Below are 25,098 nucleotides of genomic sequence, written 5' to 3'. Positions count from 1 at the left end.
AGGACCTCATTGCCCGAGGCCGGTTTGAAGGCACAGGACACCATGCCCATGCCCCCGCACGCCTACAGACGCTGCCCGAGAAAGGGTCCGAAGAGGGATCACATGTCCCACCGGCAAGTCAGTCTGCGCAAAAGGTGCGAGAACATTCTCGGCCATCTGGAATTGCCTCATCCGTTCTCCCTGGACGAGCTCTGCAACCGAATAGCCGAGCAGCGGGGCCGCCCCATCCGCCTCCACCCGCTCCCCAAGGAGGCGGCCGAGACGGGCGTCTGCGGGCTCTGGGTGGGCACCGCCAGCGTCGACTACGTCTTCTACGAGGCCCAGACCACCCCGCTGCACCGGGAGCACATCGTGCTCCACGAACTGGGCCACATCCTGTTCGGCCACCACTCGGTGGAAGGAGAGGAGTCCGACGGGAACGACGGCCACGTCCCCACCGTCCTCGGGCGCACCAACTACACCACCCGCCAGGAGCAGGAGGCGGAGATGCTCGCCAGCATGATCCGCATCCGCACCGCGAACAGCGGAGCGCACGGCACCGCCGTGCGGCCGCTCGGCACCCTGGCCCGGCTGGAGTCCGCCATGGGGTACGAGCGGAGGAACGATGGCAGCTGACCTGACCGCCTTCGGCAACTGGCTCGCCGTGCCCAGCGTGGTGTGCCTGTGGATCGCGCTCCTGCTCCGCGCCCCTGGCGCCCTGCGCTCCCCGCAACAGCGCGGACTGTGGCTGGCGGTGGCCACCGCGGCCGCCGCGATGACCCTGAACCTGCCCGACGTCGTCACGTACGCGATGCGCCGCGGCCCCGACTACGCCCACGCCATCGGGCTCACCCGCAACCTCATCGGCGTGCTGTCGGCGGGCGCCGTGCTCTACTTCGTGGCCGCCACCACCCGGGGCCGCCGACTCCAACTCGTCTCCTGCGTCGCGACCGCGGGCTGGCTCGCCGCCCTCCTCGCCCTGGACGCTGCCGCCCCCGAGCACGGCAGCCACACCATGCCGCCGGTCGGCGACCCGGTGCCCTCCCTCGCGTACTGGCTGGTGCTGATCTCCGCGCACCTGGCCGCCAACACCGTCTGCGTGGCCCTGTGCTGGCGCTACAGCCGGCGCACCGAGAGCCGGGGGCTGGCGGCGGGGCTGCGGCTGTTCGGGCTCGGCACCGCACTCGCGGGCGTCTTCTGGTTCGCGTACCTGCTCAAGGGCCTGTTCGGCAGCACCTGGGCGATGCCCGCCCTGCCGCTGCTGATGAACTTGCACGGCCTGCTGCGCGCCGCCGCGATCCTCGTGCCGACGCTGTTCACCTTCCGCCGCGGCGCCGCCGACATCGCCACCGCGTGGCGGCTGTGGCCGCTGTGGCGCGACCTGGTGCAGGCCGTCCCGCACGTGGCCCTCAACAAGCCGCGGGCCGGGCGGGTGGTGGAGCTGCTGTGGCCGCCCGTACCGCGCAACCTGCTCGTCTACCGCAAGGTCATCGAGACGCGCGACGCGATCCTGATCCTGGGGGAGTACGTCGCCCCGGGCGCCCTCGAGCAGGCCCGCGGCCAGGTCGCCGGGCGCGGGGTCCCCGAGCAGCGGCGCACCGCGGCCGCGCTGGCCTCCGTACTGCGCGAGGCGCGGCAGGCGAAACTCGACGGACTGCCCGGGCGGCCGGGCGAGGCGGCCGGGCTGGAACTGCCGGCCGCGATCCAGACCACGAAGGCGGACGGCGACCTGGCGGACGAGGCCGCGTTCCTCGTCGACGTCGCCCAGGAGTACGCCGCCGCCGCACCGGCACCGAGCAGGAAGTGAACCCGTCGTGTCGACGCCGTCGATGACCGTACTGATCACAGGCGCGAGCGCCGGACTGGGCGCGGCCTTCGCCCGCGGCTTCGCCGGGAAGGGCTGCGACCTGGTCCTCGTGGCCCGCGACAAGGCGCGCCTGGACGCCCTCGCCGGGGAACTGGGCCGGGAGTTCGGCGTCGCCGCCGAGGTGCTGCCGGCCGACCTCCTCGACACGGCGCAGTGCGCCGCCGTCGCGGAGCGGCTCGCCGACCGGGCCCGGCCCGTGGACGTCCTGGTCAACAACGCGGGCTTCGGGCTGCCGGCGCCGTTCCCGCACAGCCCGGTGGAGGACGAGGAGCGGATGCTGGACCTGCTGGTCAAGGTCCCGCTCCGGCTCACGCACGCCCTGCTGCCGGGCCTGCGCGAGCGCCGCCGGGGGGCCGTCCTCAACGTCTCCTCGGTGGCGGGCCTGCTGCCCACCGGGACCTACGGCGCGGCCAAGGCCTGGGTCACCGCCTTCAGCGAATCCCTGCGGGTGGACATGGAGCCGTACGGCGTCCGCGTCCTGGCGGTGGTACCGGGCTTCACTCGCACCGAGTTCCAGGAGCGGGCCGGCATGGACGTCAGCGCCCTGCGCGAGGCGGTCTGGCTCGAACCGGAAGCGGTCGTCGCCCGCGCCCTGCGCGACCTCGCCCTGCGCCGCCCGCTCAGCATCACGGGCCGCCGGTATCAGGCGTACGCCCTGGCGGTGCGTCATCTCCCGCGCGATTTCGTGGCCCGCAGGATGGCCCGCAAGCGGCGTGCCCCGGCCGACCGGGCGGACAACGGGAACTGAAGGCGCCGGACAGGCCGCCGCGCGGCCCCGTCAGGGGCCGCGCGGGCCTTGGTTGAAGGGACTAGTCGCAGTCGTCGTCGTCCCAGTTGCCGTGTCCGTATCCTCCGCGGTCGTGGTCCCAGCCACCGTGGTGGCCGTACCAGCCGCCGTAGTCGTCGTCATCGTCGTCCCAGCCGCCGGCGACGTAGCTGACGTGTTGGGCCGGGGTTGCCGCGGAGGCGGTTCCGGCGGTGCCGATGGCGGCCCCGCCGGCCATCAGGAGACCGGCAGCGGAGACCGCGAAGAGGCGCTTCGCTCTCTGTGCAAACATGAGAATTTCCCTTTCCTCCCGCTCTCTCGCACCTCATCCGGGGCGTGAGGGGGCGGAACCGCAGCCGCAGAAGCAGAATGCGCAGCGCGGATCGGATACAGGGCCGCGGGAATGGCGGAAGCACGTTTCCAGTCGACGCGGGATTCCTGCCCGCGTGGGAGTGCTCCGCGGTTGCGGCTCTCACTCACAAAGGCTAGTCGCCTTCGAGCCGGTCGGCACCTTGGGACGCACCCCGCCGACTAGAGCTCGACGACCTTCCCGGCCGAGACCTCCAGGCGGCGCGTCACCTGAACGGCGTCCAGCATGCGGCGGTCGTGCGTGACCAGCAGGAGGGTGCCCTCGTAGGACTCCAGGGCGGACTCCAGCTGCTCGATCGCCGGGAGGTCCAGGTGGTTGGTCGGCTCGTCCAGGACCAGCAGGTTCACCCCGCGGCCCTGGAGCAGCGCCAGCGCCGCGCGGGTGCGCTCGCCGGGGGAGAGGGTGGCGGCCGGGCGCAGCACGTGGGCCGCCTTCAGACCGAACTTGGCCAGCAGCGTGCGGACTTCCGCCGGCTCGGTGTCCGGGACCGCGGCGCAGAAGGCCTCCAGCAGCGGCTCGTCGCCCAGGAACAGGCCGCGGGCCTGGTCCACCTCGCCGACCAGGACGCCGGAGCCGAGGGTGGCCGAACCGGAGTCCGGGAGCAGCCGGCCCAGCAGCACCGCGAGGAGGGTGGACTTCCCGGCGCCGTTGGCCCCGGTGATCGCCACCCGGTCCGCCCAGTCGATCTGCAGGCTGGCCGGGCCGAAGGCGAAGTCCCCGCGCTTGACGGCCGCCTCGCGCAGGGTGGCCACCACCGCGCCGGAGCGCGGGGCCGCCGCGATCTCCATGCGCAGCTCCCACTCCTTGCGCGGCTCGTCCACGACCTCCAGCCGCTCGATCGCCCGCTGCGTCTGGCGGGCCTTCGCGGCCTGCTTCTCGCTGGACTCGCCGCGCAGGTTCTTGCCGATCTTGTCGTTGTCGCTCGCCTTGCGGCGGGCGTTGCGCACGCCCTTGTCCATCCAGTTGCGCTGCATCTGCGCCCGGCCTTCGAGCGCGGCCTTTTTGCCCGCGTACTCGTCGAACTCCTCGCGGGCGTGCGACCGGGCCCGCTCGCGCTCCTCCAGGTAGGACTCGTAACCGCCGCCGTAGAGGTTGATCTGCTGCTGCGCCAGGTCCAGTTCGAGGACCTTGGTGACCGTCCGGGTCAGGAACTCGCGGTCGTGGCTGATCACGACCGTGCCCGCGCGCAGCCCCTTGACGAAGCGCTCCAGCCGCTCCAGACCGTCCAGGTCCAGGTCGTTGGTGGGCTCGTCGAGCAGGAACACGTCGTAGCGCGACAGCAGCAGCGAGGCGAGGCCCGCGCGGGCCGCCTGGCCGCCGGAGAGCGCCGTCATGGGCAGGTCCAGGCCGACGGTGAGGCCGAGCTCGGCGGCGACCTCCTCGGCCCGCTCGTCGAGGTCCGCGCCGCCGAGGTCCAGCCACCGGTCCAGCGCGGTCGCGTACGCGTCGTCCGCCCCCGGCACCCCGTCCACCAGGCCCTGCGTCGCCGCGTCGAGCTCCGTCTGCGCTGCGGCCACGCCGGTGCGGCGCGCCAGGAACTCCCGTACGGACTCCTCCGGCCGGCGCTCCGGCTCCTGCGGGAGGTGGCCGACGGCGGCGGTGGGCGGGGAGAGCCGCAGCTCACCGGTCTCGGGGGTGTCCAGCCCGGCGAGCAGGCGCAGCAGAGTGGACTTCCCGGCGCCGTTGACGCCGACGAGACCGATGACGTCGCCGGGCGCGACGACGAGGTCGAGATCGGCGAAGAGGGTGCGCTCACCGTGCGCGGCGGTGAGCTTCTTGGCGACGAGGGTTGCAGTCATGATGCGCCGATCCTATCGGGCCCGCCCGCACGGCCCCGGCCGCCGATCACCGCTGATCAGCCGCCGATCACCCGCAGAGCGGCCCACAGGGCCGTCACGGCGGCCGCGAGGGCGAGCGGGGTGGTGACCAGGCCGAGACGGGTGAAGTCGGACACGGAGACGCGGACCGCGTGGGCCTGCAGCACCCGGCGCCACAGCAGGGTGGCCAGGGACCCGGCGTAGGTCAGGTTCGGGCCGATGTTCACGCCGATCAGCACGGCCAGTACCGGTCCCGGCCCGCCGGGCGCCGCCGGCGGGACAGGGCCGGCACGGCCGGCAGGTTGTTGATCAGGTTGGCCAGTACGGCGGCCACGGCGGCGGTCGCCAGCAGCGCGGGCAGCGAGTCCCCGGCCGGCAGCACCCGGGCCGGCCCGTCGCCCAGCCCGTGGTCCACGACCGCCCCCACGACCACCCCCAGCGCCGGCACGAACAGGCAGAACGCCGGCGCGGTCGAGGCCAGGACCCGGCGAGGGGTCGTCTCCCGGCGCCGCAGCGCCCGGGCGCCCAGCACGGCGGCACCCGCGAGGGCCGCCCACGCGGGACTCGCCCCCGCGAAGGAAGCCAGGGCGAAACCGGCCAGGGTGAGCAGGAGCACGGCGAGCGCGAACCGGGGCAGCGGCGGGTGCTCGCCGGCCACCGGGACGTGCTCCGGCGGAGCCGCCAGGTCGGCGCGGAAGCGGCGGCGGAACACCGCGTACTCGACCCCGATCGCCGCCGGCCACGGCAGGGTCATCAGGGCCGCGAAGCGGGTGAAGGAGAGCCCGCTCGCGGTGAAGGCGAGCAGGTTGGTGAGGTTGGACACGGGCAGGAGCAGCGACGCCGAGTTCGCGAGGTGCGCGGTGGCGAGGACGTGCGGGCGGGGCCGGGCCCCGAGCCGGGCCGTCGCCGCCAGCACCACCGGGGTCAGCAGCACGACCGTGGCGTCCAGGCTCAGCGCGGCGGTGATCACCGAGGCCACCGCGAACACCCCGCCGAGCAGCGCCGTCGGCCCGCGGTCGGCGGCCCGCCGGGCGATGGCGGCGCCCGCGGCCTTGAAGAGGCCCTCGTCGGCGCAGAGCCGGGCCAGGGCCAGGACCACCGCCAGGAACCCGACCACCGGCAGCAGGTCGCGGACCTGCGCCCAGGCGTCCGCGGGCGACACCGCCCCGCAGGCGACGAGCAGCGCGGCCGCCGGGACCGCGGCACGGCCGACAGGGACTCGGCGGCGACGGTGTTCAGGGGGTACTCCGGAGGGGCGGCGCGGGGACCCCGGAAGGATGGCATCGCGGCGTCCGGCCGCCGGAGCCGGGGTCGGGCCGCCCGCCCCGTGCGCGATGGCGGGATAGGTGGGAACCGCGTCATTGCGGCCATCGCGGGCGGCGGCCCACCATGAGGCCATGACCTCGTCGCCACGAAACGTGCTCGTCGTCCTCTACGACGGAGTGCAGAGCCTGGACGTGACCGGTCCGGTGGAAGTGTTCGCGGCGATCGCCCGGTTCCCCGGGCGGACGGGGTACGCGATCCGGACGGTCTCGCCCGGGGGCCTGCCCGTGCGGACGGGCAGCGGGCTGACGCTGGTGCCCGACGGGGACATGGAGAGCGCCCGGCCCGGTCCCGGGACCACGCTGCTGGTGCCCGGGGGCCGGTACCGGGCCGACTTCGAGCCCCGGCTCACCGACTGGCTCCGCGCCCACGGGGGTGCCGCGGAGCGGCTGGTGTCCGTGTGCACGGGAGGGCTGCTGCTCGCGGAGGCGGGCCTGCTGGACGGCCGGCGCGCGACGACGCACTGGAACGCGTGCGAGCAGATGGCGCGGGACTACCCGGCCGTCGTCGTGGAGCCGGACCCGATCTACGTGCGGGACGGGCCGGTGGCCACCTCGGCCGGGGTCACGGCGGGGATCGACCTCGCGCTCGCGCTGGTGGAGGAGGACCACGGACAGGAGGTCGCGCTCACGATCGCCCGGCACCTGGTGGTCTTCCTGCGCAGGCCCGGCAACCAGGCGCAGTTCAGCGCGCAGCTGGCGGCGCAGACGGCCCGGCGCGATCCCCTGCGGGACGTCCAGCAGTGGATCGCGGAGCACCCGGACTCCGACCTGAGCGTGGAGACCCTCGCGGCCCGCGCCCGCCTCTCGCCGCGGCACTTCGCCCGTGCCTTCCAGGCGGAGACGGGGGTGACACCGGGCCGGTACGTGGAACGGGTCCGCGTCGAACACGCCCGCCGCCTGCTGGAGGAGAGCGGGGACGGGGTCGCCCAGATCTCCCGCGCCTGCGGCTACGGCACACCGGAGGCCCTGCGCCGGGCCTTCGTACGGACCCTGGGCCAGCCCCCGGCCGAGTACCGCCGCCGCTTCGGCCCCACCGCTGGCCGCCGCTGAGCCCACCCCACCCCCACCCGAGACCGCGCGCTTCGCCCAGACCCGGGCTTCGCCCAGACCCGGGCTTCGCCCAGACCCGGGCTTCGCCCAGACCCGGGCTTCGCCCAGACCCGGGCTTCGCCCAGACCCGGGCTTCGCCCGGGGGCGGGGCTGGGGCCCGATGTAGAGGCACCGCCCCGGCCTGGGGCCGTGTCGTGGTTCGTCTACCGCTCCGGAGGAGACAATGCAGATCGCCGTACTGCTCTACGACCGTTTCACCGCCCTCGACGCCATCGGGCCCTTCGACACACTCGGCCGGCTCGCCGACGCGGAGGTCGTGTTCGTCTCCGAGCGGCCCGGGCCCGTGCGCACCGACAACGGGGCGCTCGCCCTCGTGGCGGACAAGGGGCTCGACGAGGTGACCCGGCCCGACATCGTCATCGTGCCGGGTGGGCCGCGGCCCGATCTGGAGATGGCGAACCCGGTCGTCCTGGACTGGCTGCGCGCGGTCGACGCCACCAGCGCCTGGACCACCTCCGTCTGCACCGGGTCCCTGCTGCTCGCCGCCGCCGGGCTGCTCGACGGGCGCCGGGCCACCAGCCACTGGATGTTCCTGGAGCAGCTGCCGAAGTTCGGGGCCGAGCCCACCGGGGAGCGCGTGGTCATCGACGGGAAGTACGTCACCGCCGCCGGGGTGTCCTCCGGCATCGACATGGGGCTCACCCTGCTCGGCCGGATCGCCGGTGACGCGTACGCCCAGGCGGTCCAGCTGATGACCGAGTACGACCCCCAGCCGCCCTACGACGCCGGTTCGCCGGAGAAGGCCCCGGCCGCGATCGTGGAGATGCTCCGGGCGAACAACCCGCTGCGCTAGTGCTGTGGCCGGAAAGGTTTGCCGGGTCGCGGTGTCCGGTGCGGTGCATCGCAAGGCGGAGGGCCGCGGCTCGTACTGGACGTACTTGCGCGGTCCGACAACGCAGCGAGGTGCCGTGCCGGGCGCCGTGACCCGGTGAACCTTGCCGGTCACAGCACTAGCTCACGGCGTCCACGTGAACGCGGGCGGCCGGCGCTCCAGGAACGCGGCGACACCCTCCGCGGTGTCGTCGCTGTCGGCCGCCTGGTCCTCCCAGTACCCGTCCCGGTCCGTCCGGCCGTCCGCGAACTCCTTGGCCGCGGCCTGCGTCAGCTGCGACCGCGCGGCCAGGATCCGGGTGAACTCGGCCACGCGCTTGTCCAGTTGCCCGGCCGGCAGCAGCTCGTTCAGGAACCCGGCGCGCAGCGCCTGCTCCGCTCCGATCAACTCCGCCGAGAAGAGCAGGTACTTGGCCCACGCCGGGCCGACCAGGGCCGCCAGCCGCCGGGTGGAGGAGGCCGGGTAGACGATCCCCAGCTTGGCCGGGGTCACCCCGAAGGACGATCCCTCCTCCGCGAAGCGCAGGTCGCACGCCGCCGCCAGCTGGCTGCCGCCGCCCACGCAGAACCCGCGGATCGCGGCGAGCGTCGGCTTCGGGAAGGCGGCCAGGGCCTCCTCCGCCGTGACGGCGAGGGCCCGCGGGTCCTCGTTCTCGTTCCCGGTCAGGGAGGAGATGTCGGCGCCCGCGCAGAAGGTCGCTCCGGCCCCGGTCAGCACGAGCACCCGTACGGCCGGGTCGTCCGCCATGCCCGCCAGCAGTTCCGGGAGCGCCCGCCACATCGCCGCCGTCATGGCGTTGCGCTTGGCGGGGTGCGAGATCACCACGGTGGCGACCCCGTCGGCGAGCGTGTGGAGGAGCGTGGAGCCCCCGGCTGCGTTCATGCGCCGGATGCTATCCCGGGGCGCCGATCCTATGATCAAGAGAGTCCGTCCGGGGGGTGCTGAAAGGGGCACGTCCGTGGGCGAGGAACCGCAGCGCGAGGAGAACCGGGGCAAGGAGCAGCGGGACAAGCAGCAGCTGAGCCGGAGCTTCGGCTGGCTGGCCCTGCTCGGGGTGGTCCTCGTGATCGCCGGTCTCGTCGGCCTCGTCTACACCGGCCTGGCCACGCTGACCTCGATGTTCCTCTTCGGCTGGCTGCTGCTGATCGGCGGTGTGGTCGGTCTGCTCCAGGCCGTGCAGCAGCGCCACAGCAACTCCTTCTGGCTCGCCGTCATCGTGGCCGCCGTCAACCTGGCGGCCGGATTCGTGATCCTGCGCCGCCCCGAGGCGAGCGCCGAGGCGCTGACGATGTTCGCCGCGCTGTTCTTCCTCACTAGCGGGGTGTTCCGGCTGGTCGGCGCGCTGGTGGTGCGCGGCGCCAACTTCGGGCTCTCGCTCGTCCAGGGCGCCTTCGGCATCCTGTTGGGCGTCCTGATCCTGTCGAGCTGGCCCGGCAGCAGTCTGTACGTGATCGGAACCTTCTTCTCCCTCGCCCTCCTGTTCGACGGGCTGAGCCTGGTGGCCCTGGGCATGGGTGCCCGCCGCATCCTGGGCTTGGTCAGGGAGGACGAGGCGGCCGAGCTGAGCGAGGGGCCGGACGCGGAGGGCGGCGCGGCCGAGAAGCGTCCGGCGGGAGATCAGGAACAGTCGAACAACTGACTCTGTCATACGCCAGCGGTCAGAAAGTGTCCGATTGACGCTGTCTTCTGGTCAGCGGTTCGGTCCGGACCAGGCCGTTCCCCACTCTTGTCGCGTGGAGACGATCGAGCGCGAAGACGGGGGACGGAAGATGGATGTCAGCGGGAGCGTCCCGCCAGCCAAGGAAGCGGAGCAGCAGCCTCCGGCCGACCCCCTCGCGTACGAGGGGGTGTGGAGGTTCACCGCCCCCGCAGTAGAAGAATCCGTTCCGCAGGCCCGCCGCGCGGTGCGCGACCTGCTCGGGCGCCAAGGGGTGCCCGCCCATCAGGACCTCGTCTACTCCCTGCTGCTGATCGTCTCCGAGCTGGTGACGAACTCGGTCCGGCACGCCGCCCTGCTCTCGCCCGAGGTGGCGGTGGAGGTGGCGATCGGCCGCTCGTGGGTACGGGTGGCCGTCGAGGACAACCACCCGTACCGCCCCAAGGCGCTGGAGGCCGATTTCGGCCAGACCGGCGGCCGGGGCCTGCTCCTCGTACGGGAGATCACGCTGGAGGCCGGCGGGGTCTGCGACGTCGAGCACACCTCGACCGGCGGCAAGGTCATCTGGGCGGCCCTGCCGCTCACCGCGCCCGCCGGCCCCGCGGTCCCCACCGTGCCGTCGCCGGCCGGCTGAGGGACGTACGACGGGCTACCAGCCCGCCGCGTCGCCCGTCAGCTCACGGATCGCCGGCCGCGCCGCGTCCAGTACGGTCATGAACCAGGCAGAGAACGGCAGTTCGGCGTGCTGCTTGGCCAACTCCTCGGCGGTGACGAAGGCGGTGTCCGCGATCTCCTCCGGATCGGGGTGCACCGACGCCTGCGCCAGTCCCACGAAAAGGTGGTTGAACTCCTGCTCCACCAGACCCGATGCCGGGTCGGGGTGGTTGTACCGCACGGTTCCCGCCTCCGCGAGCAGCGAGGGCGAGAGCCCCAGCTCCTCGTGGGTCCGCCGGGCCGCCGCCGCGAACGGCGACTCCCCCGGATAGGGGTGCCCGCAACAGGTGTTCGACCAGACGCCGGGGGAGTGGTACTTCCCGAGGGCCCGCTGCTGGAGCAGCAGGCGGCCCTGCTCGTCGAAGAGGAACACCGAGAACGCCCGGTGCAGCTGCCCCGGCGCCTGATGGGCAGTGAGTTTCTCGGCCGTGCCGATGGTGTTCCCGGACTCGTCGACCAGTTCGAGCATGATCGGTTCTTGGGTCCCGGTGCCGTTGGACGCACTGTTGGCGGCGGTGGCTGGTGTGGTCGGCATACCCATCCTTCGCTTCGGACTTCGGCCTTCAGTCTGCCGTACAAAAGAGGCTTGTCCCCACTTCGAAGATCTGTCCGTGCCAGCCCCCCGCCGCGTGCTACGCGACGGGGGGGCGGAAGATCAGACTCCGAACGGGGCCGGATAGGTGATCGTGCCCGCCGGTACCGGAACGGAATCGTCCAGCACCAGCGCCATCATCGCCTCGTCCGGCACCTCGAAGGGCGCCCGGATCCCGAAGCGCGACGCCGGTACGAAACCGAAGCGCGGGTAGTAGTCCGGGTGCCCCAGCACCAGGACCAACGACTCCCCGCGCTTCCTGGCTGCCGCGAGCACCGCCCGTACGACGGCGCTGCCGGCGCCCGAGCGCTGGAGCGCGGGATCGACCGCGACCGGGGCGAGCGCGAGCGCCCGTGCCCCGTCGACCTCGCAGGCGGTGAGCAGGGCGTGCGCCACCACCGCCCCGTCCGGTCCCTCGGCCACGTACGACAGCCCGGGCAGCCAGGAGCCGTCCGTGCGCAGGGCATCCACGAGGTCCGCCTCCAGCGGAGTCCCGAAGGCCGCCAGGTTGACGTCCCGTACGGCGGCCGCGTCGGCCGTCGTCTCCGGGCGGGCCGGCCAGGCGTCGCCGTCCCCCGCGGTCACCGGGCGCAGCGCGTAGCCCGTGTACCCGTACTCGTGCCCGTGGCGGGCGCGTACGTCGAGCTCCTCGCGGGTGGCGGCCAGCGCGGCCGCCGTCGCCGGGGAGCCGGCGGGCGGGTGGGTGCGGACCCGCTCGGCGAGCGGGCCGTAGTACTCGGCCCAGTCGGAGTCGGGCAGGTGGTGCACGCCCAGCACCCGGTACCCGGCGGCCTGGGCGGCGGCGAGGTTCCCGGCGGTGGAGCGCAGCGGGCACTCCTGGTCCCAGAAGGCGCGCGCCCCGGCGGACGGCTCCGGAGTCGTCCACTCGCACTCGGTCAGCACGATCGTGCCGCCCGGGGCGAGCAGCCGCCGCCACCGCGCGAGGGCGGTGTCGAAGCCGATGACGTACGCGGAGCCCTCGGCCCACACGAGGTCGAAGGAGCCGTCCTCGAACTGTTCGAGCGCGCCCATGTCCGCCTCGACGGTCCGGACCCGGTCGGCGAGCCCGCGGGCCTCGGCGGCCGTACGGAGCTCGTCGAGGAAGGGGGCGTGCAGGTCGACGGCGGTCACGTCGCCGCCGTGCGCGCCCGCCTCGGCGGCGAGCAGCAGGGCGCTGCGGCCCGGACCGCAGCCCAGATCGAGGACGCGCGGCCGCTCGGTCAGCGGTCCGCACAGGGACAGCAGGTGACGGGTGCTCGCGTCGGAGCCCGGAGCCTGCCGGGGCAGGCCGTGGTGGAGGGTGAAGAAGGCCTCGATGAAGCCGTTGGAGGTGGTGTCGGTCAACGTGAACCCTTGGAACGGGGGCTCCGGCCGACCAGGGGGCCTGTCAGAGGTGTGATCAGGCCCGGCCGGATGCCCTGGAGGAATGGGGGATGCACCGGAGTTCGCTGCGCGCGGCCGCGACCACTACGACGGTCATCAACCCACCTCTTCCTCGCTCATCACGCCTACAGGGCGTGTCCACCGTAACATCCAGGCCGTTTGTGGTACCGGCCATGATCGTCAATGATGGCCCGGCAGGGCTCGATCAGGGCCCGACGCCCGGGAATATTCCGCTTATCAGGGCGTAAACGGGTGGTGAACCCCTGCTTCCATTCATCCGATAGCCTCAGCCGACGTGCCGCGCCCCCACCCGGGCGCCCGTTCGCAATCCGTCACAAGGAGTGAGTTCGTCTGCCGACCGTCATCCTCACCGGCCTGCCGGTCCCCGGATCACCGCTCGCTGACGAGCTGCGCTCCCTCGGCTTCGACGTCCGCCCCGCCGCCGGTCCCCAGGACACCGCCGCCGCACTCGCCGGCGTACCCGCCGACCAGCGCGTCGCCGTCGTCGACAGTGCCTTCGTCGGACACGTGCACGCGCTGCGCCTCGCGCTGACCGACCCGCGCTTCGAGGCCTGCGCCGTCACCGGCGCCCTTTCCGTCCAGCCCGGCGCCCGCCCGGCCCTCGACCGGGCCGTCGCCACCGAGCGCGACGGGTCCGGCCCCTACGCGGACCGGCTCGCCACCGCCGTCGAGGCCGCCGGGACCACCGTGCAGCGCCCCGACCTCGGCACCCTCGTCGCCGCCGTCCCCGCCACCGCGGCGGACCGGGACGCGGCGAGCGCCGCGGTCGCCGCCGTGGACGACGAGGCCGTACGGCTGCGGACCGCCGTGAAGTCCCGCGACGGGTTCTTCACCACCTTCTTCATCAGCCCGTACTCGCGCTACATCGCCCGCTGGTGCGCGCGCCGCGGCCTGACCCCGAACCAGGTCACCACCGCCTCGCTGATCACCGCGCTGATCGCGGCCGGCTGCGCCGCCACCGGCGAGCGCTGGGGCTACATGGCGGCCGGCGTGCTGCTCCTCGTCTCCTTCGTACTGGACTGCACCGACGGGCAGCTCGCCCGCTACTCGCTCCAGTACTCGACGATGGGCGCCTGGCTCGACGCCACCTTCGACCGCGCGAAGGAGTACTCCTTCTACGCGGGCCTCGCGCTCGGAGCCGCCAAGAACGGCGACGACGTGTGGGCCCTCGCCGTAGGCGCCATGGTCCTCATGACCTGCCGGCACGTCGTGGACTTCTCCTTCAACGAGGCCAACCACGACGCGACCGCCAATACGAGTCCCACGGCGGCCCTCTCCGACAAGCTCGACAGCGTCGGCTGGACGGTCTGGGCCCGGCGGATGATCATCCTGCCGATCGGCGAGCGCTGGGCGATGATCGCGGTCCTGACCGCCTTCACCACCCCCCGGATCGTCTTCTACGCCCTGCTCGTCGGCTGCGCCTTCGGCGCGCTCTACACCACCGCCGGCCGGGTCCTGCGTTCGCTGACCCGCAAGGCCACCCGCACCGACCGGGCCGCCCAGGCCCTCGCCGACCTGGCCGACTCCGGCCCGCTCGCCGAGCTCCAGGCCCGGCTGCTGCGCGGCCGCGCCGGCACCTTCGGATCGGTGTACGTCGCCGCCCTCGGCACGCTGCTCATGCTCGGGGCCGCCCTGTACCTGCCGTTCGGCGACCGGCGGCTGATCGCCGTCGCGGTGATATACGTCATGACCGCCGGCCTTGCCGTCGCGGCCCCGCTCAAGGGCGCCCTCGACTGGCTGATCCCGCCGCTGTTCCGGGCCGCCGAGTACGTGACGGTCCTCGTGCTGGCCGCCAAGGCGGACGTCCCAGGGGCCCTTCCGGCGGCATTCGGCCTGATCGCGGCGGTCGCCTACCATCACTACGACACGGTGTACCGCATTCGCGGCGGCACCGGAGCGCCCCCGCACTGGCTGGTGCGGACGATCGGCGGCCACGAAGGCCGGGTCCTGCTGACCACGGTCCTCGCCGCCGTCCTCGTGGGGCGCGCATCGGACTTCCCCGTCGCGCTCACGGTCCTGGCCGTGTTCGTGGCAATCGTGGTGCTCGCGGAGAGCATCCGCTTCTGGGTCTCCTCCGGGGCACCCGCCGTACACGACGAAGGAGAACCAGCATGATCGGCCTTGTACTCGCTGCCGGTGCCGGACGCCGCCTGCGTCCCTACACCGACACCCTGCCCAAGGCCCTCGTGCCCGTCGGTCCCGAGGGCGACGAGGAGAGCCTGACGGTCCTCGACCTGACCCTGGGCAACTTCGCCGAGGTCGGCCTCACCGAGGTCGCGATCGTCGTCGGCTACCGCAAGGAAGCCGTCTACGCGCGCCGGGAGGCCCTGGAGGCCAAGTACGGCGTCAAGATCACGCTGATCGACAACGACAAGGCCGAGGAGTGGAACAACGCCTACTCCCTGTGGTGCGCGCGTGAGGTCCTCAAGCAGGGTGTGATCCTCGCCAACGGCGACACCGTCCACCCGGTCTCCGTCGAGCAGACCCTGCTCGCCGCCCGCGGCAACGGTCAGAAGATCATCCTCGCCCTCGACACGGTCAAGAACCTGGCCGACGAGGAGATGAAGGTCGTCACTGCCGACGGTCAGGGCGTGCAGAAGATCACGAAGCTGATGGACCCCGCCGACGCCACCGGCGAGTACATCGGTGTCACCCTCATCGAGCCCGAGGCCGCCGAGCAGCTCGCCGAGGCCCTGAAGACGACCTTCGAGCGCGACCCCGACCTCTACTACGAGGACGGCTACCAGCAGCTCGTCAACGACGGCTTCACGATCGACGTGGCCCCCATCGGCGACGTCAAGTGGGTCGAGATCGACAACCACGACGACCTCGCCAAGGGCCGGACGATCGCATGCCAGTACTGACGAGGCTCATCCCCTCGCCCGTCGTCGTCGACATCAGCGGCGGGGCGATGGACAAGCTGGACGGCATCCTCGCCGACCAGCGGATCTCCGCCTCCGGCAAGCTGGCCATCGCGATCAGCGGGGGCTCCGGCGTGGCGCTGCGCGCCCGGCTGGAGCCCGTCCTGCCGCACGCCGACTGGTACCCGGTCGTCGACGGCACCATCGACTCCGCGGTCAAGCTCGCCGACGACATAAAGGGCCGCCGCTACGACGCCGTCGTGGGCCTGGGCGGCGGCAAGATCATCGACGTCGCGAAGTACGCCGCGGCGCGGGTCGGGCTGCCCATGGTGGCCGTCGCCACCAACCTCTCGCACGACGGCATCTGCTCGCCGGTGTCCATCCTGGACAACGACAACGGCCGCGGCTCCTACGGCGTCCCCACCCCGATCGCCATGGTGATCGACCTCGATGTGATCAAGGACGCCCCGGTACGGTTCATCCGCGCCGGCATCGGCGACGCGATCTCCAACATCTCGTCCATCGCCGACTGGGAGCTCTCCCGAGAGGTCACCGGCGAGCCCGTGGACGGCCTGGCCGCCGCCATGGCCCGGACCGCCGGCGAGTCCGTCCTGCGCCACCCCGGCGGCTGCGGGGACGACGAGTTCCTCACCGTGCTCTCCGAGTCGCTCGTCCTCACCGGCATCGCCATGTCGATCAGCGGGGACAGCCGCCCCGCGTCCGGCGCCTGCCACGAGATCAGCCACGCCTTCGACCTGCTCTACCCCGGGCGCTCCGCGCTCCACGGCGAGCAGGTCGGCATCGGCGCCGCCTTCGCGATGCACCTGCGCGGGGCGAAGGAGCAGTCCGGGCTGTTCGTGGAGGTGCTGCGCCGCCACGGCCTGCCGGTGGGACCGGAGGAGATCGGCTTCAGCGTCGACGAGTTCGTCGCGGCCGTCGAGTACGCCCCCCAGACCCGCCCGGGACGCTTCACGATCCTGGAGCACCTCAACCTGTCCGCCGCCGAGATCAGGGACGCTTACGCCGACTATGCCAAGACCATCCGTAGCTGAACTCCGCCCCGTCGTTCACCCGGCGGGCGTCAAGGACCGGGTCAGTGGCGAGCACTGGGGCGGGCGCCTCTACATGCGCGAGATCTCCCTGCGCATCACCCGTCTCCTGGTCACCACCAAGGTCACGCCGAACCAGCTGACCTACGTGATGACCCTCGCCGGCGTCCTCGCCCTCCCGGCCTTGCTGGTGCCCGGCATCCTCGGCGCCGTCCTCGGCGTCCTGGCGGTCCAGCTCTACCTGCTGCTCGACTGCGTCGACGGCGAGGTCGCCCGCTGGAAGAAGCAGTTCTCGCTCTCCGGGGTGTACCTGGACCGGGTCGGCGCCTACCTGTGCGACGCCGCGGTCCTCGTCGGCTTCGGCCTGCGAGCCGCCGACCTGTGGGGCGGCGGGCGGATCGACTGGCTGTGGGCCTTCCTGGGCACCCTGGCGGCCCTCGGCGCGATCCTGATCAAGGCCGAGACCGACCTGGTCGGCGTCGCCCGGCACCAGGCCGGCAAGCCCGTGGTCCAGGACGCGGCGGCCACGCCGCGCTCCTCCGGCATGGCGCTGGCCCGCCGGGCCGCCGCCGCGCTGAAGTTCCACCGCCTCGTCCTCGGCATCGAAGCCTCGCTGCTCATCCTGGTGCTGGCCGTCGCGGACCAGATCCGCGGCGACCTGTTCTGGTCCCGGGTCGGCGTCGCCGTCCTCGCCGGCATCGCGCTGCTCCAGACCGTGCTGCACCTGGTGTCGATCCTGGCCTCCAGCAGGCTCAAGTGAGTACGCCGATGCGGCTGGGCGCCGTGATCATCACCATGGGCAACCGCCCCGACGACCTGAAGGCCCTCCTCGACTCCGTGGCCCGCCAGGAGGGCGACCCGATCGAGGTCGTCGTCGTGGGCCAGGGCGTGAAGGTCACCGGCCTTCCCGACGGGATCCGTACCGTCGACCTCCCCGAGAACCTGGGCATCCCCGGCGGGCGCAACGTGGGCATCGAGGCCTTCGGCCCCGGCGGCTCCGATGTGGACGCGCTGCTCTTCCTGGACGACGACGGCCTCCTGGAGCGCACCGACACCGCCGAGCTGTGCCGGCAGGCCTTCGCCGAGGACCCGCGGCTCGGCATCGTCAGCTTCCGGATCGCGGACCCTGAGACGGGCATCACCCAGCGCCGTCACGTGCCCCGGCTGCGCGCCTCGGACCCGATGCGCTCCTCCCGCGTGACCACCTTCCTGGGCGGCGCGAACGCCGTGCGTACCAAGGTGTTCGAGCAGGTCGGCGAGTTGCCCGGGGAGTTCTTCTACGCGCACGAGGAGACCGACCTGGCCTGGCGGGCGCTCGACGCGGGGTGGTCGATCGACTACCGAGCGGACATGGTGCTGCTGCACCCGACGACCGCCCCCTCCCGGCACGCCGTTTACCACCGTATGGTGGCCCGTAATCGTGTGTGGCTGGCCCGCCGCAACCTGCCCGCTCCGCTGGTCCCGGTCTACCTGGGCGTCTGGCTCCTGCTGACGCTCCTGCGCAAGCCCTCGGGACCCGCGTTGAAGGCGTGGTTCGGCGGATTCAGGGAGGGATGGACCACTCCCTGCGGTCCCCGCCGCCCGATGAGATGGCGTACGGTCTGGCGGTTGACCCGTCTGGGCCGACCACCTGTCATCTGACCAGCCCGCGTCTGGGAACATGGCGCGATCATGGGCCTCGTGCCACCGGCCTGATGCCCGACCTGGCCGCATCTTGAAGACGAAAGTTTCAACTTGTGAGTGACACAACCCACGACGGCGCCCTCGCCACGAGCAGGCCGCCGTCCGCCGACGCGGGGCTGAGCCCCGCGGAGCTCGCCAGGAAGTACGGCCTCTCGGTGAGCGGCGCCCGGCCCTCCCTGGGCGACTACGTCCGCCGGCTCTGGGGCCGGCGCCACTTCATCATGGCGTTCTCCCGGGCCAAGCTGGTCGCGCAGTACAGCCAGGCGAAGCTCGGTCAGGTCTGGCAGGTGGCGACCCCACTGCTGAACGCGGCCGTCTACTGGCTGATCTTCGGCCTGATCCTCGGTGCGGACAAGCAGATGCCCGAGGGCGTCTACGTCCCGTTCCTGATGATGGGCATCTTCGTCTTCACCTTCACGCAGAGCTCGCTGATGGCGGGTGTCCGCGCGATCTCGGGGAACCTCGGGCTGGTGCGGGCGCTGCACTTCCCGCGCGCGTCCCTGCCGGTCTCGTTCTCGCTGCAGCAGCTCCAGCAGCTGCTGTACTCGATGATCGTGGTCTTCGTCATCGCCATCGCCTTCGGCAACTACCCGCAGCTCTCGTGGCTGCTGGTGATCCCCACGCTGGCGCTGCAGTTCGTCTTCAACACCGGCCTCGCCATGATCTTCGCGCGGATGGGTTCCAAGACCCCCGACCTGGCGCAGCTGATGCCGTTCGTGATGCGCACCTGGATGTACGCCTCCGGGGTCATGTTCCCGCTCGGGATCTACCTCAAGGACCAGCCGCAGTGGATCAGCGACGTGCTGCTGTGGAACCCGGTGGCGATCTACATGGACCTCATCCGCTTCGCGCTGATCGACAACTACGGCAGCAGCAACCTGCCCCCGCACGTGTGGGCCTTCGCCGTGGGCTGGGCCGTCGTGATCGGCCTCGGCGGCTTCGTGTACTTCTGGAAGGCTGAGGAGCGGTACGGCCGTGGCTGACAACACCCAGGGGCGCGTCCCCACCGTGATCGCGGACGGCGTCCACATCGTCTACCGGGTCAACACCGGCAGCGCGGGCAAAGGCGCGGCCACGGCCGCGCTGAGCAAGATAGTCCGCCGGCGCAAGGGCGACGCGCCCGGCGTCCGCCGGGTCCACGCCGTGCGCGGCGTCTCGTTCACCGCGTACCGCGGCGAGGCCATCGGCCTCATCGGCTCGAACGGCTCCGGCAAGTCGACCCTGCTGCGCGCCATCGCGGGCCTGCTGCCCTGCGAGGAGGGCAAGGTCTACACCGACGGCCAGCCCTCGCTGCTGGGTGTCAACGCGGCCCTCATGAACGACCTCACCGGTGAGCGCAACATCGTCCTCGGCGGTCTCGCGATGGGAATGAGCCGCGAGCAGATCAAGGAGCGCTACCAGGACATCGTCGACTTCTCGGGCATCAACGAGAAGGGCGATTTCATCTCGCTGCCGATGCGCACCTACTCCTCCGGTATGGCGGCGCGTCTGCGTTTCTCCATCGCTGCGGCCAAGGACCACGACGTCCTGATGATCGACGAAGCGCTCGCCACCGGTGACCGCAGCTTCCAGGTGCGTTCCGAGAACCGCATCCGCGAACTGCGGGAGAAGGCCGGCACCGTCTTCCTGGTGAGCCACAACAACAAGTCCATCCGCGACACCTGCGACCGGGTGCTGTGGCTGGAGAAGGGTGAGCTCCTGATGGACGGGCCCACGGAGGAAGTGGTCTCGGCCTACGAGAGGGCCTCCAACGGCTGACGCGCTTCGGCTCCGCCCGGGCCCCCGCCGCTTCGTGCGGCGGGGGCCCGAGCGCGTTTCGCGGCCCGGTCCCACCATGATCTCGGCGGGTTTTCGCATTCCGGCGACGACATTCAGTGGCGCGATGAATACCCGAGAGGCCTTCGCGGCGTTGTACAGCGTAAGCTGATGCGGTCCTGAATCGAGCCAAGAGGGGACGATTCCCCGCAGGTGAGCGGCCCGTGGGGAGTTCCGGGGAGAGTCCCCGGGATACCCAGGCGGCGTGTCCGAAATAGGATGTATTGGGTCGGCAGTGTAGAACGGGAGATGTGACGGCAATGGCTACGGGAATTCTCCGGCCCCCAGGCAGCACAGCCGTCCCCGCCCCGGGCGGCGGGCGGTGACCCCGGGGCACGGCATCCACCCCTCGTCCGACACCGTCCACGTGCGCGCCACCCTCGACAAGGCAGCCTCGGAGAACTTCCCCGTGGCCCCCGCCTTCCTGCCCCGCGCCTGGCGCGACGGCCTGACCGCGGTCTACGGCTACGCCCGCCTCGTCGACGACATCGGCGACGGCGACCTCGCCCCCGGCGGACTGGACGCCGTACTCCTCGGCCTCGAGCCGGCCGCCGTCGACGACCGGCTCGCCATGCTCGACGCCCTCGAGGCCGACCTGCTGCGCGTTTTCGGAGGCACCGACGGCCCGCCCCGGCACCCGCTGCTGCTGAACCTCCAACCCGTCGTCCGCGCCCACGGCCTGACGCCCGAGCCGTTCCTCGGGCTCATCGAGGCCAACCGCAGGGACCAGCTCGTCGCGCGTTACGACACGTACGCGGACCTGGTCGGCTACTGCGAGCTCTCCGCCAACCCGGTGGGCCGGCTCGTGCTCTCCCTCACCGGCACCAGCACCCCCGAGCGGATCCGCCGCTCCGACGCCGTCTGCACCGCCCTGCAGATCGTCGAGCACGTCCAGGACGTCGCCGAGGACCTCGGCCGGGACCGGATCTACCTGCCCGCCGAGGACATGCGGCGCTTCCACGTCACCGAGAACGACCTCGCGGCCCCGTCCGCGGGCGCGGCTGTACGCTCCCTGATCGCATACGAAGCCGAGCGCGCGCGGGAATTGCTGAATGAAGGCACCCCGCTCGTGGGTAGCGTGCACGGCAGACTCCGGCTGCTGCTCGCGGGATTCGTGGGAGGGGGGCGCGCCGCCCTGCGAGCCGTCACCGCCGCCGGCTTCGACGTACTCCCCGGACCGCCCAAGCCCACCAAGAGCGGCCTGCTCCGCGAGGTGGCCGCCGTCCTGCGCACTGCGCCGAGAAAGGGGTGAGCCCGACCGTGGAGGGACCCACACACGTGTCCGCACCCGTCCAGGCGGCCTACGGCTACTGCGAGGCCGTCACCGGATCGCAGGCGCGCAACTTCGCGTACGGCATCCGGCTGCTGCCCGCCGACAAGCGGCAGGCGATGTCCGCGCTGTACGCCTTCTCCCGGCGGGTCGACGACATCGGCGACGGGACGCTGCCCCCCGAGGCGAAGCTGGCCCGCCTGGAGGAGACCCGCGCGCTGCTCGGGCGGATCCGGGCCGAGGAGGTCGACGAGGACGACACCGACCCGGTCGCCGTCGCCCTCGCGCACGCCGCACGCCGCTTCCCGATCCCGCTCGGCGGCCTCGACGAACTCATCGACGGCGTCCTGATGGACGTCCGCGGCGAGACCTACGAGACCTGGGACGACCTCAAGGTCTACTGCCGCTGCGTGGCCGGCGCGATCGGACGGCTCTCGCTCGGCGTGTTCGGGACCACCCCCGGAGCCGCCGACGCCGCGCGCGCCGGGGAGTACGCCGACACGCTCGGCCTCGCCCTGCAGCTCACCAACATCCTCCGCGACGTCCGGGAGGACGCGGGCAACGGCCGTACCTACCTGCCGGCCGAGGACCTCGCCAAGTTCGGCTGCTCGGAAGGCTTCCACAGCGACAGGGCCCCCGCCGGCTCCGACTTCGCCGGGCTCGTCCACCACGAAGTCCGGCGCGCCCGCGCCCTGTTCGTGGAGGGCTACCGGCTGCTGCCCATGCTCGACCGGCGCAGCGGCGCCTGCGTGGCCGCCATGGCGGGCATCTACCGGCGCCTCCTCGACCGCATCGAGCGCGAGCCCGAGGCGGTGCTGCGGGGCCGCGTCTCGCTCCCGCCGCACGAGAAGGCGTACGTGGCGGTGCGCGGCCTGTCCGGCCTGGACGCCCGCACCATCTCCCGCCGGCGCAACCGGGGGCGAGCCTGATGCCCCCACTGACGCTGACCGGCCGCACCCTCCACCCCGGCCGCACCATCCAGCCGGGCCGCACCTTCCAGCCCGTCCGGCGTTTGAGGACCGGGGTCTGGGGCGGAGCCCCAGTTTCGGGAAGGGGCGGGGTGGGGGACAGCTCCGCGCAGCGGCCCCACCCCGCGCCCCGAGGGGCAAGGGCCGGGGCCGGGCGCGCGCCGGGGCGCCTCCTCGGACGTCGAACGTTTCCACGGGTCGGAGGGCCGAGGCTGGTTGTGTTCGGAGCCCTGCGGGGGCACCCCACCGCACACCCGACCCCGGCGGGGCGGAGTGCTGCCCAGGCAACCGCCGCGGCGGCGGGCGCGTCTCTTCCGGAGGGCCGGCGCTTCGATGGGGAGGGAGCATGAGCGGCAACGACAACCGCGCCGTCGTCGTCGGCGGAGGGCTCGCCGGGGTGACGGCCGCGCTCCAACTCGCCGACGCCGGGCTGGAGGTGACCCTCCTCGAAGGCCGCCCGCGGCTCGGCGGGCTCGCCTTCTCCTTCAAGCGCGGCGACCTCACCGTCGACAACGGGCAGCACGTCTACCTGCGCTGCTGCACCGCCTACCGCTGGTTCCTCGACCGAGTGGAGGGCGCCGCACTGGCCCCTCTGCAGGACCGGCTCGACGTACCCGTGCTCGACGTGGCGCACCCGCGCGGCCCGCGCCTCGGCCGACTGCGCCGCAGCGCCCTGCCCGTGCCCCTGCACCTGGCCGGCTCGCTGGCCCGCTACCCGCACCTCTCCCTCGCCGAGCGCGCGAGCGTCGGCCGCGCCGCGCTCGCGCTGCGCCGCCTCGACCCCGCCGACCCGGCCCTGGACGGCGTGGACTTCGCGACCTGGCTCGGCCGCTACGGCCAGTCCGCCCGTACGATCGAGGCCCTCTGGGACCTCGTCGGCATCGCCACCCTCAACGCCACCGCCGAGCACTCCTCGCTCGGCCTGGCCGCGATGGTCTTCAAGACCGGCCTGCTCTCCGAGAACGGCGCCGCCGACATCGGCTGGGCCCGCGTACCCCTCGGCGATCTGCACGACACCCTCGCCCGCAAGCAGCTCGACGCGGCAGGGGTACGGACGGAGCTGCGCACCCGGGTCACGGGGATCTCCACCACCGGCGAGGGGACCTGGCGGGTCGACACCGAGGGCGAGTCCCTCGACGCGGGAACGGTCGTCCTCGCCGTCCCGCAGCGCGAGGCGCACGGGCTGCTCCCGGCCGGGGCGCTCGCGGATCCCGACAAGCTCCTCGACATCGGGACCGCTCCCATTCTGAACGTCCACGTCGTCTACGACCGCAAGGTGCTCAAGCAGCCCTTCTTCGCCGCACTGGGCTCCCCGGTGCAGTGGGTCTTCGACCGCACCGACTCCTCCGGACTGCCCGACGGCGGCCAGTACCTGGCGCTGTCCCAGTCCGTGGCCCAGGACGACATCGACGAACCCGTCTCCGTCCTGCGCGCCAAGTACCTGCCCGAGCTGGAGCGGCTGCTGCCCGCCGCGCGCGGCGCGAAGGTACGGGACTTCTTCGTCACCCGGGAGCGGACGGCAACCTTCGCCCCCACCCCCGGCGTCGGCCGGCTGCGCCCCGGGGCGCGGACCGACACGCCGGGGCTCTACCTGGCCGGTGCGTGGACTGCCACCGGTTGGCCCGCGACCATGGAGAGCGCCGTCAGGAGCGGACTGAGCGCGGCACACGCCGCGCTCGCCGCCCTCGGCCGCCCCCGCGAACACCCTCTGCAGGAGGCGGCATGACGACCATCAGCACGAACGCAGCACGTACAGGAACCAGAGGAGAGCCAGTGAACCCGGGGAATCCGGCTGTCGAGAACACGGGTGCCAGTGTGGGCACGGCCGGAGGGGGCATGGAGAAGGCGGATACGCTCGCACTCCTGGAGCGCGGCCGCACGCTGTCGACCCCCGTGCTCCGCGCCGCCGTCGACCGGCTCGCGGCGCCCATGGACACCGTCGCCGCCTACCACTTCGGCTGGATCGACGCCCAGGGCAACGCGGCGGACGGCGACCAGGGCAAGGCCGTCCGCCCCGCCCTCGCACTGCTCTCCGCCGAGGCGGCGGGCGTTCCCGCCGAGGTCGGGATCCCGGGCGCCGTCGCGGTCGAGCTCGTACACAACTTCTCCCTGCTGCACGACGACCTGATGGACGGCGACGAGCAGCGCCGCCACCGGGACACGGTGTGGAAGGTGCACGGCCCGGCCCTCGCGATCCTGGTCGGCGACGCGCTGTTCGCCCTCGCCAACGAGGTCCTGCTGGAGCTCGGGACGGTGGACGCGGGGCGCGCCACGCGCCGGCTGACCACCGCCAGCCGCAAGCTCATCGACGGCCAGGCGCAGGACATCTCCTACGAGCACCGCGAGCGCGTCAGCGTCGAGGAGTGCCTGGAGATGGAGGGCAACAAGACCGGCGCCCTGCTCGCCTGCGCGGTGTCCATCGGCGCGGTGCTCGGCGGCGCCGACGACCGTACGGCCGACAAGCTGGAGGAGTACGGCTACCACCTGGGCCTCGCCTTCCAGGCGGTGGACGACCTGCTCGGCATCTGGGGCGACCCGGAGGCCACCGGCAAGCAGACGTGGAGCGACCTGCGCCAGCGCAAGAAGTCCCTGCCGGTCGTCGCCGCGCTGGCGGCGGGCGGGCCGGCCTCGGCCCGGCTGGCCGAGCTGCTGGCGGCGGACGCCAAGAGCAGCGACTTCGCGAACTTCTCGGAGGAGGAGTTCGCGGCCCGCGCGGCGCTCATCGAGGAAGCGGGCGGCCGCCAGTGGACCGCCGACGAGGCGCGCCGCCAGCACGCGATCGCGATCCGCGCGCTGGACGACGTCGACATGCCGCAGCGGGTGCGCGACCAGCTGGTCGCCCTCGCCGACTTCGTCGTCGTGCGCAAGAGGTGACCGCCACCCGACGGCGGATATGACTCGCGAGTCGTCGGCCGACGCCTGAGGGCGTCGGCCACGGCGGGGTGCGCGGCCAGGTAGCCCAGGCGCAGGCCGGCGGCGCCGAAGGCCTTGGACATGGTCCGGGAGACCACCATGTTGG

General features: G+C 72.6%; 24 protein-coding genes and 2 pseudogenes. 18 read left to right on the top strand and 8 right to left on the bottom strand.

The annotated features are described in order from the left end of the window. Positions 1 to 162 precede the first annotated feature (162 nt). From AB0O21_RS34580 to AB0O21_RS34570, 3 genes are read left to right on the top strand one after another with little or no spacing between them, the layout of a single operon-like run. A complete protein-coding gene (locus AB0O21_RS34580) occupies positions 163 to 615 on the top strand; it encodes a hypothetical protein (RefSeq protein WP_365177991.1) in 453 nt (150 codons plus the stop codon). Next, positions 605 to 1,786: an MAB_1171c family putative transporter gene (locus tag AB0O21_RS34575; protein WP_365177989.1), complete on the top strand. Its 1,182-nt coding sequence runs from the start codon at positions 605 to 607 to the stop codon at positions 1,784 to 1,786. Before AB0O21_RS34580 ends, AB0O21_RS34575 begins: the two co-directional genes overlap by 11 nt. 7 nt (positions 1,787 to 1,793) lie before the next feature. Beyond that, positions 1,794 to 2,594, top strand: coding sequence for an SDR family oxidoreductase (locus AB0O21_RS34570; protein WP_365177986.1), 801 nt, complete (start codon positions 1,794 to 1,796; stop codon positions 2,592 to 2,594). 61 nt (positions 2,595 to 2,655) lie between these two features. On the opposite strand, the gene AB0O21_RS34565 is transcribed toward AB0O21_RS34570, so the two are convergent. The 3 genes and pseudogenes from AB0O21_RS34565 to AB0O21_RS34555 form a co-directional block, all read right to left on the bottom strand. Next, positions 2,656 to 2,904: a hypothetical protein gene (locus AB0O21_RS34565; protein ID WP_365177983.1), complete on the bottom strand. Its 249-nt coding sequence runs from the start codon at positions 2,902 to 2,904 to the stop codon at positions 2,656 to 2,658. A 239-nt stretch (positions 2,905 to 3,143) separates the two neighbouring features. After that, positions 3,144 to 4,781 carry an ABC-F family ATP-binding cassette domain-containing protein gene (locus AB0O21_RS34560; RefSeq protein WP_365177980.1) on the bottom strand — a complete coding sequence of 546 codons (1,638 nt, stop codon included), beginning with the start codon at positions 4,779 to 4,781 and terminating at the stop codon, positions 3,144 to 3,146. A gap of 56 nt (positions 4,782 to 4,837) precedes the next feature. Next, positions 4,838 to 6,135, bottom strand: a pseudogene (locus tag AB0O21_RS34555) (SLC13 family permease). A gap of 61 nt (positions 6,136 to 6,196) precedes the next feature. Between AB0O21_RS34555 and AB0O21_RS34550 the strand changes: the two are divergent. Together AB0O21_RS34550 and AB0O21_RS34545 are read left to right on the top strand one after the other, a co-directional pair. Beyond that, complete coding sequence (locus tag AB0O21_RS34550) at positions 6,197 to 7,174, top strand: GlxA family transcriptional regulator (protein ID WP_365177977.1); 978 nt, start codon at positions 6,197 to 6,199, stop codon at positions 7,172 to 7,174. A gap of 223 nt (positions 7,175 to 7,397) precedes the next feature. Then, a complete protein-coding gene (locus tag AB0O21_RS34545; protein WP_365177974.1) occupies positions 7,398 to 8,027 on the top strand; it encodes a DJ-1/PfpI family protein in 630 nt (209 codons plus the stop codon). Positions 8,028 to 8,189: 162 nt separating this feature from the next. On the opposite strand, the gene AB0O21_RS34540 is transcribed toward AB0O21_RS34545, so the two are convergent. Further along, a complete protein-coding gene (locus AB0O21_RS34540) occupies positions 8,190 to 8,948 on the bottom strand; it encodes an enoyl-CoA hydratase-related protein (protein ID WP_365177971.1) in 759 nt (252 codons plus the stop codon). Positions 8,949 to 9,024: 76 nt separating this feature from the next. Here AB0O21_RS34540 and AB0O21_RS34535 point away from each other — a divergent pair, with 76 nt between their 5' ends. Then, a complete protein-coding gene (locus AB0O21_RS34535; RefSeq protein ID WP_365177968.1) occupies positions 9,025 to 9,705 on the top strand; it encodes an HdeD family acid-resistance protein in 681 nt (226 codons plus the stop codon). A gap of 130 nt (positions 9,706 to 9,835) precedes the next feature. Beyond that, positions 9,836 to 10,357, top strand: a complete 522-nt coding sequence (locus AB0O21_RS34530; protein WP_365178054.1) for an ATP-binding protein — start codon at positions 9,836 to 9,838, stop codon at positions 10,355 to 10,357. 15 nt (positions 10,358 to 10,372) lie between these two features. Here AB0O21_RS34530 and idi read toward each other — a convergent pair whose 3' ends face one another. From idi to AB0O21_RS34515, 3 genes are all read right to left on the bottom strand, one after another. Beyond that, complete coding sequence (gene idi, locus AB0O21_RS34525; protein ID WP_365177965.1) at positions 10,373 to 10,972, bottom strand: isopentenyl-diphosphate Delta-isomerase; 600 nt, start codon at positions 10,970 to 10,972, stop codon at positions 10,373 to 10,375. Positions 10,973 to 11,092: 120 nt separating this feature from the next. Then, entirely contained in the window at positions 11,093 to 12,373 is a 1,281-nt protein-coding gene (locus AB0O21_RS34520) for a bifunctional class I SAM-dependent methyltransferase/N-acetyltransferase (protein WP_365177962.1), read from the bottom strand. A 429-nt stretch (positions 12,374 to 12,802) separates the two neighbouring features. Beyond that, positions 12,803 to 12,946: a hypothetical protein gene (locus AB0O21_RS34515; RefSeq protein ID WP_365177960.1), complete on the bottom strand. Its 144-nt coding sequence runs from the start codon at positions 12,944 to 12,946 to the stop codon at positions 12,803 to 12,805. On the opposite strand from AB0O21_RS34515, the gene AB0O21_RS34510 reads away from it, so the two are divergent. From AB0O21_RS34510 to AB0O21_RS34460, 11 genes are all read left to right on the top strand, one after another. Further along, on the top strand, positions 12,941 to 14,548 hold the full coding sequence (locus tag AB0O21_RS34510) for a DUF5941 domain-containing protein (RefSeq protein WP_365177957.1): 1,608 nt from the start codon (positions 12,941 to 12,943) through the stop codon (positions 14,546 to 14,548). The genes AB0O21_RS34515 and AB0O21_RS34510 overlap by 6 nt on opposite strands. Continuing rightward, complete coding sequence (locus tag AB0O21_RS34505) at positions 14,545 to 15,297, top strand: phosphocholine cytidylyltransferase family protein (RefSeq protein WP_365177954.1); 753 nt, start codon at positions 14,545 to 14,547, stop codon at positions 15,295 to 15,297. Before AB0O21_RS34510 ends, AB0O21_RS34505 begins: the two co-directional genes overlap by 4 nt. After that, entirely contained in the window at positions 15,285 to 16,346 is a 1,062-nt protein-coding gene (locus AB0O21_RS34500) for an iron-containing alcohol dehydrogenase family protein (RefSeq protein WP_365177952.1), read from the top strand. Before AB0O21_RS34505 ends, AB0O21_RS34500 begins: the two co-directional genes overlap by 13 nt. Then, on the top strand, positions 16,324 to 17,103 hold the full coding sequence (locus AB0O21_RS34495) for a CDP-alcohol phosphatidyltransferase family protein (protein WP_365177950.1): 780 nt from the start codon (positions 16,324 to 16,326) through the stop codon (positions 17,101 to 17,103). The genes AB0O21_RS34500 and AB0O21_RS34495 overlap by 23 nt, the downstream gene beginning before the upstream one ends. An 8-nt stretch (positions 17,104 to 17,111) precedes the next feature. Continuing rightward, the gene (locus AB0O21_RS34490) at positions 17,112 to 17,984 is read left to right on the top strand and encodes a glycosyltransferase (protein ID WP_365178052.1); all 873 of its coding nucleotides are present in this window, start codon (positions 17,112 to 17,114) and stop codon (positions 17,982 to 17,984) included. A 95-nt stretch (positions 17,985 to 18,079) separates the two neighbouring features. Then, entirely contained in the window at positions 18,080 to 19,009 is a 930-nt protein-coding gene (locus tag AB0O21_RS34485; RefSeq protein WP_365177947.1) for an ABC transporter permease, read from the top strand. Next, on the top strand, positions 19,002 to 19,784 hold the full coding sequence (locus AB0O21_RS34480) for an ABC transporter ATP-binding protein (protein WP_365177944.1): 783 nt from the start codon (positions 19,002 to 19,004) through the stop codon (positions 19,782 to 19,784). Before AB0O21_RS34485 ends, AB0O21_RS34480 begins: the two co-directional genes overlap by 8 nt. Positions 19,785 to 20,163: 379 nt before the next feature. Then, positions 20,164 to 21,093 (top strand): squalene synthase HpnC, encoded by a 930-nt coding sequence (hpnC, locus tag AB0O21_RS34475; RefSeq protein WP_365177941.1) that lies wholly within the window; start codon positions 20,164 to 20,166, stop codon positions 21,091 to 21,093. Between the two features lie 8 nt (positions 21,094 to 21,101). After that, a complete protein-coding gene (hpnD, locus tag AB0O21_RS34470) occupies positions 21,102 to 22,040 on the top strand; it encodes a presqualene diphosphate synthase HpnD (RefSeq protein WP_365177938.1) in 939 nt (312 codons plus the stop codon). 385 nt (positions 22,041 to 22,425) lie between these two features. After that, positions 22,426 to 23,805, top strand: coding sequence for a hydroxysqualene dehydroxylase HpnE (gene hpnE, locus AB0O21_RS34465; RefSeq protein ID WP_365177935.1), 1,380 nt, complete (start codon positions 22,426 to 22,428; stop codon positions 23,803 to 23,805). A 110-nt stretch (positions 23,806 to 23,915) separates the two neighbouring features. Beyond that, entirely contained in the window at positions 23,916 to 24,953 is a 1,038-nt protein-coding gene (locus tag AB0O21_RS34460; protein ID WP_365177932.1) for a polyprenyl synthetase family protein, read from the top strand. Between the two features lie 44 nt (positions 24,954 to 24,997). Here AB0O21_RS34460 and AB0O21_RS34455 read toward each other — a convergent pair. Continuing rightward, positions 24,998 to 25,098: pseudogene (locus AB0O21_RS34455) on the bottom strand (aminotransferase class I/II-fold pyridoxal phosphate-dependent enzyme); the annotation flags it as partial.

Origin of the sequence: Streptomyces sp. NPDC091371, assembly GCF_040684275.1 — a bacterium.
GTDB lineage: Bacteria > Actinomycetota > Actinomycetes > Streptomycetales > Streptomycetaceae > Streptomyces.
This window is presented reverse-complemented; position numbering and strand designations above follow the sequence as displayed.

Coding starts and splice junctions, on each gene's coding strand:
- AB0O21_RS34575 (WP_365177989.1), top strand. CDS start 605: ATGGCAGCTGACCTGACCGCCTTCGGCAACTGGCTCGCCGTGCCCAGC.
- AB0O21_RS34565 (WP_365177983.1), bottom strand. CDS start 2,904: ATGTTTGCACAGAGAGCGAAGCGCCTCTTCGCGGTCTCCGCTGCCGGT.
- AB0O21_RS34560 (WP_365177980.1), bottom strand. CDS start 4,781: ATGACTGCAACCCTCGTCGCCAAGAAGCTCACCGCCGCGCACGGTGAG.
- AB0O21_RS34550 (WP_365177977.1), top strand. CDS start 6,197: ATGACCTCGTCGCCACGAAACGTGCTCGTCGTCCTCTACGACGGAGTG.
- AB0O21_RS34545 (WP_365177974.1), top strand. CDS start 7,398: ATGCAGATCGCCGTACTGCTCTACGACCGTTTCACCGCCCTCGACGCC.
- AB0O21_RS34540 (WP_365177971.1), bottom strand. CDS start 8,948: ATGAACGCAGCCGGGGGCTCCACGCTCCTCCACACGCTCGCCGACGGG.
- AB0O21_RS34530 (WP_365178054.1), top strand. CDS start 9,836: ATGGATGTCAGCGGGAGCGTCCCGCCAGCCAAGGAAGCGGAGCAGCAG.
- idi (WP_365177965.1), bottom strand. CDS start 10,972: ATGCCGACCACACCAGCCACCGCCGCCAACAGTGCGTCCAACGGCACC.
- AB0O21_RS34505 (WP_365177954.1), top strand. CDS start 14,545: ATGATCGGCCTTGTACTCGCTGCCGGTGCCGGACGCCGCCTGCGTCCC.
- AB0O21_RS34500 (WP_365177952.1), top strand. CDS start 15,285: ATGCCAGTACTGACGAGGCTCATCCCCTCGCCCGTCGTCGTCGACATC.
- AB0O21_RS34495 (WP_365177950.1), top strand. CDS start 16,324: ATGCCAAGACCATCCGTAGCTGAACTCCGCCCCGTCGTTCACCCGGCG.
- AB0O21_RS34490 (WP_365178052.1), top strand. CDS start 17,112: ATGCGGCTGGGCGCCGTGATCATCACCATGGGCAACCGCCCCGACGAC.
- hpnE (WP_365177935.1), top strand. CDS start 22,426: ATGAGCGGCAACGACAACCGCGCCGTCGTCGTCGGCGGAGGGCTCGCC.
- AB0O21_RS34460 (WP_365177932.1), top strand. CDS start 23,916: ATGGAGAAGGCGGATACGCTCGCACTCCTGGAGCGCGGCCGCACGCTG.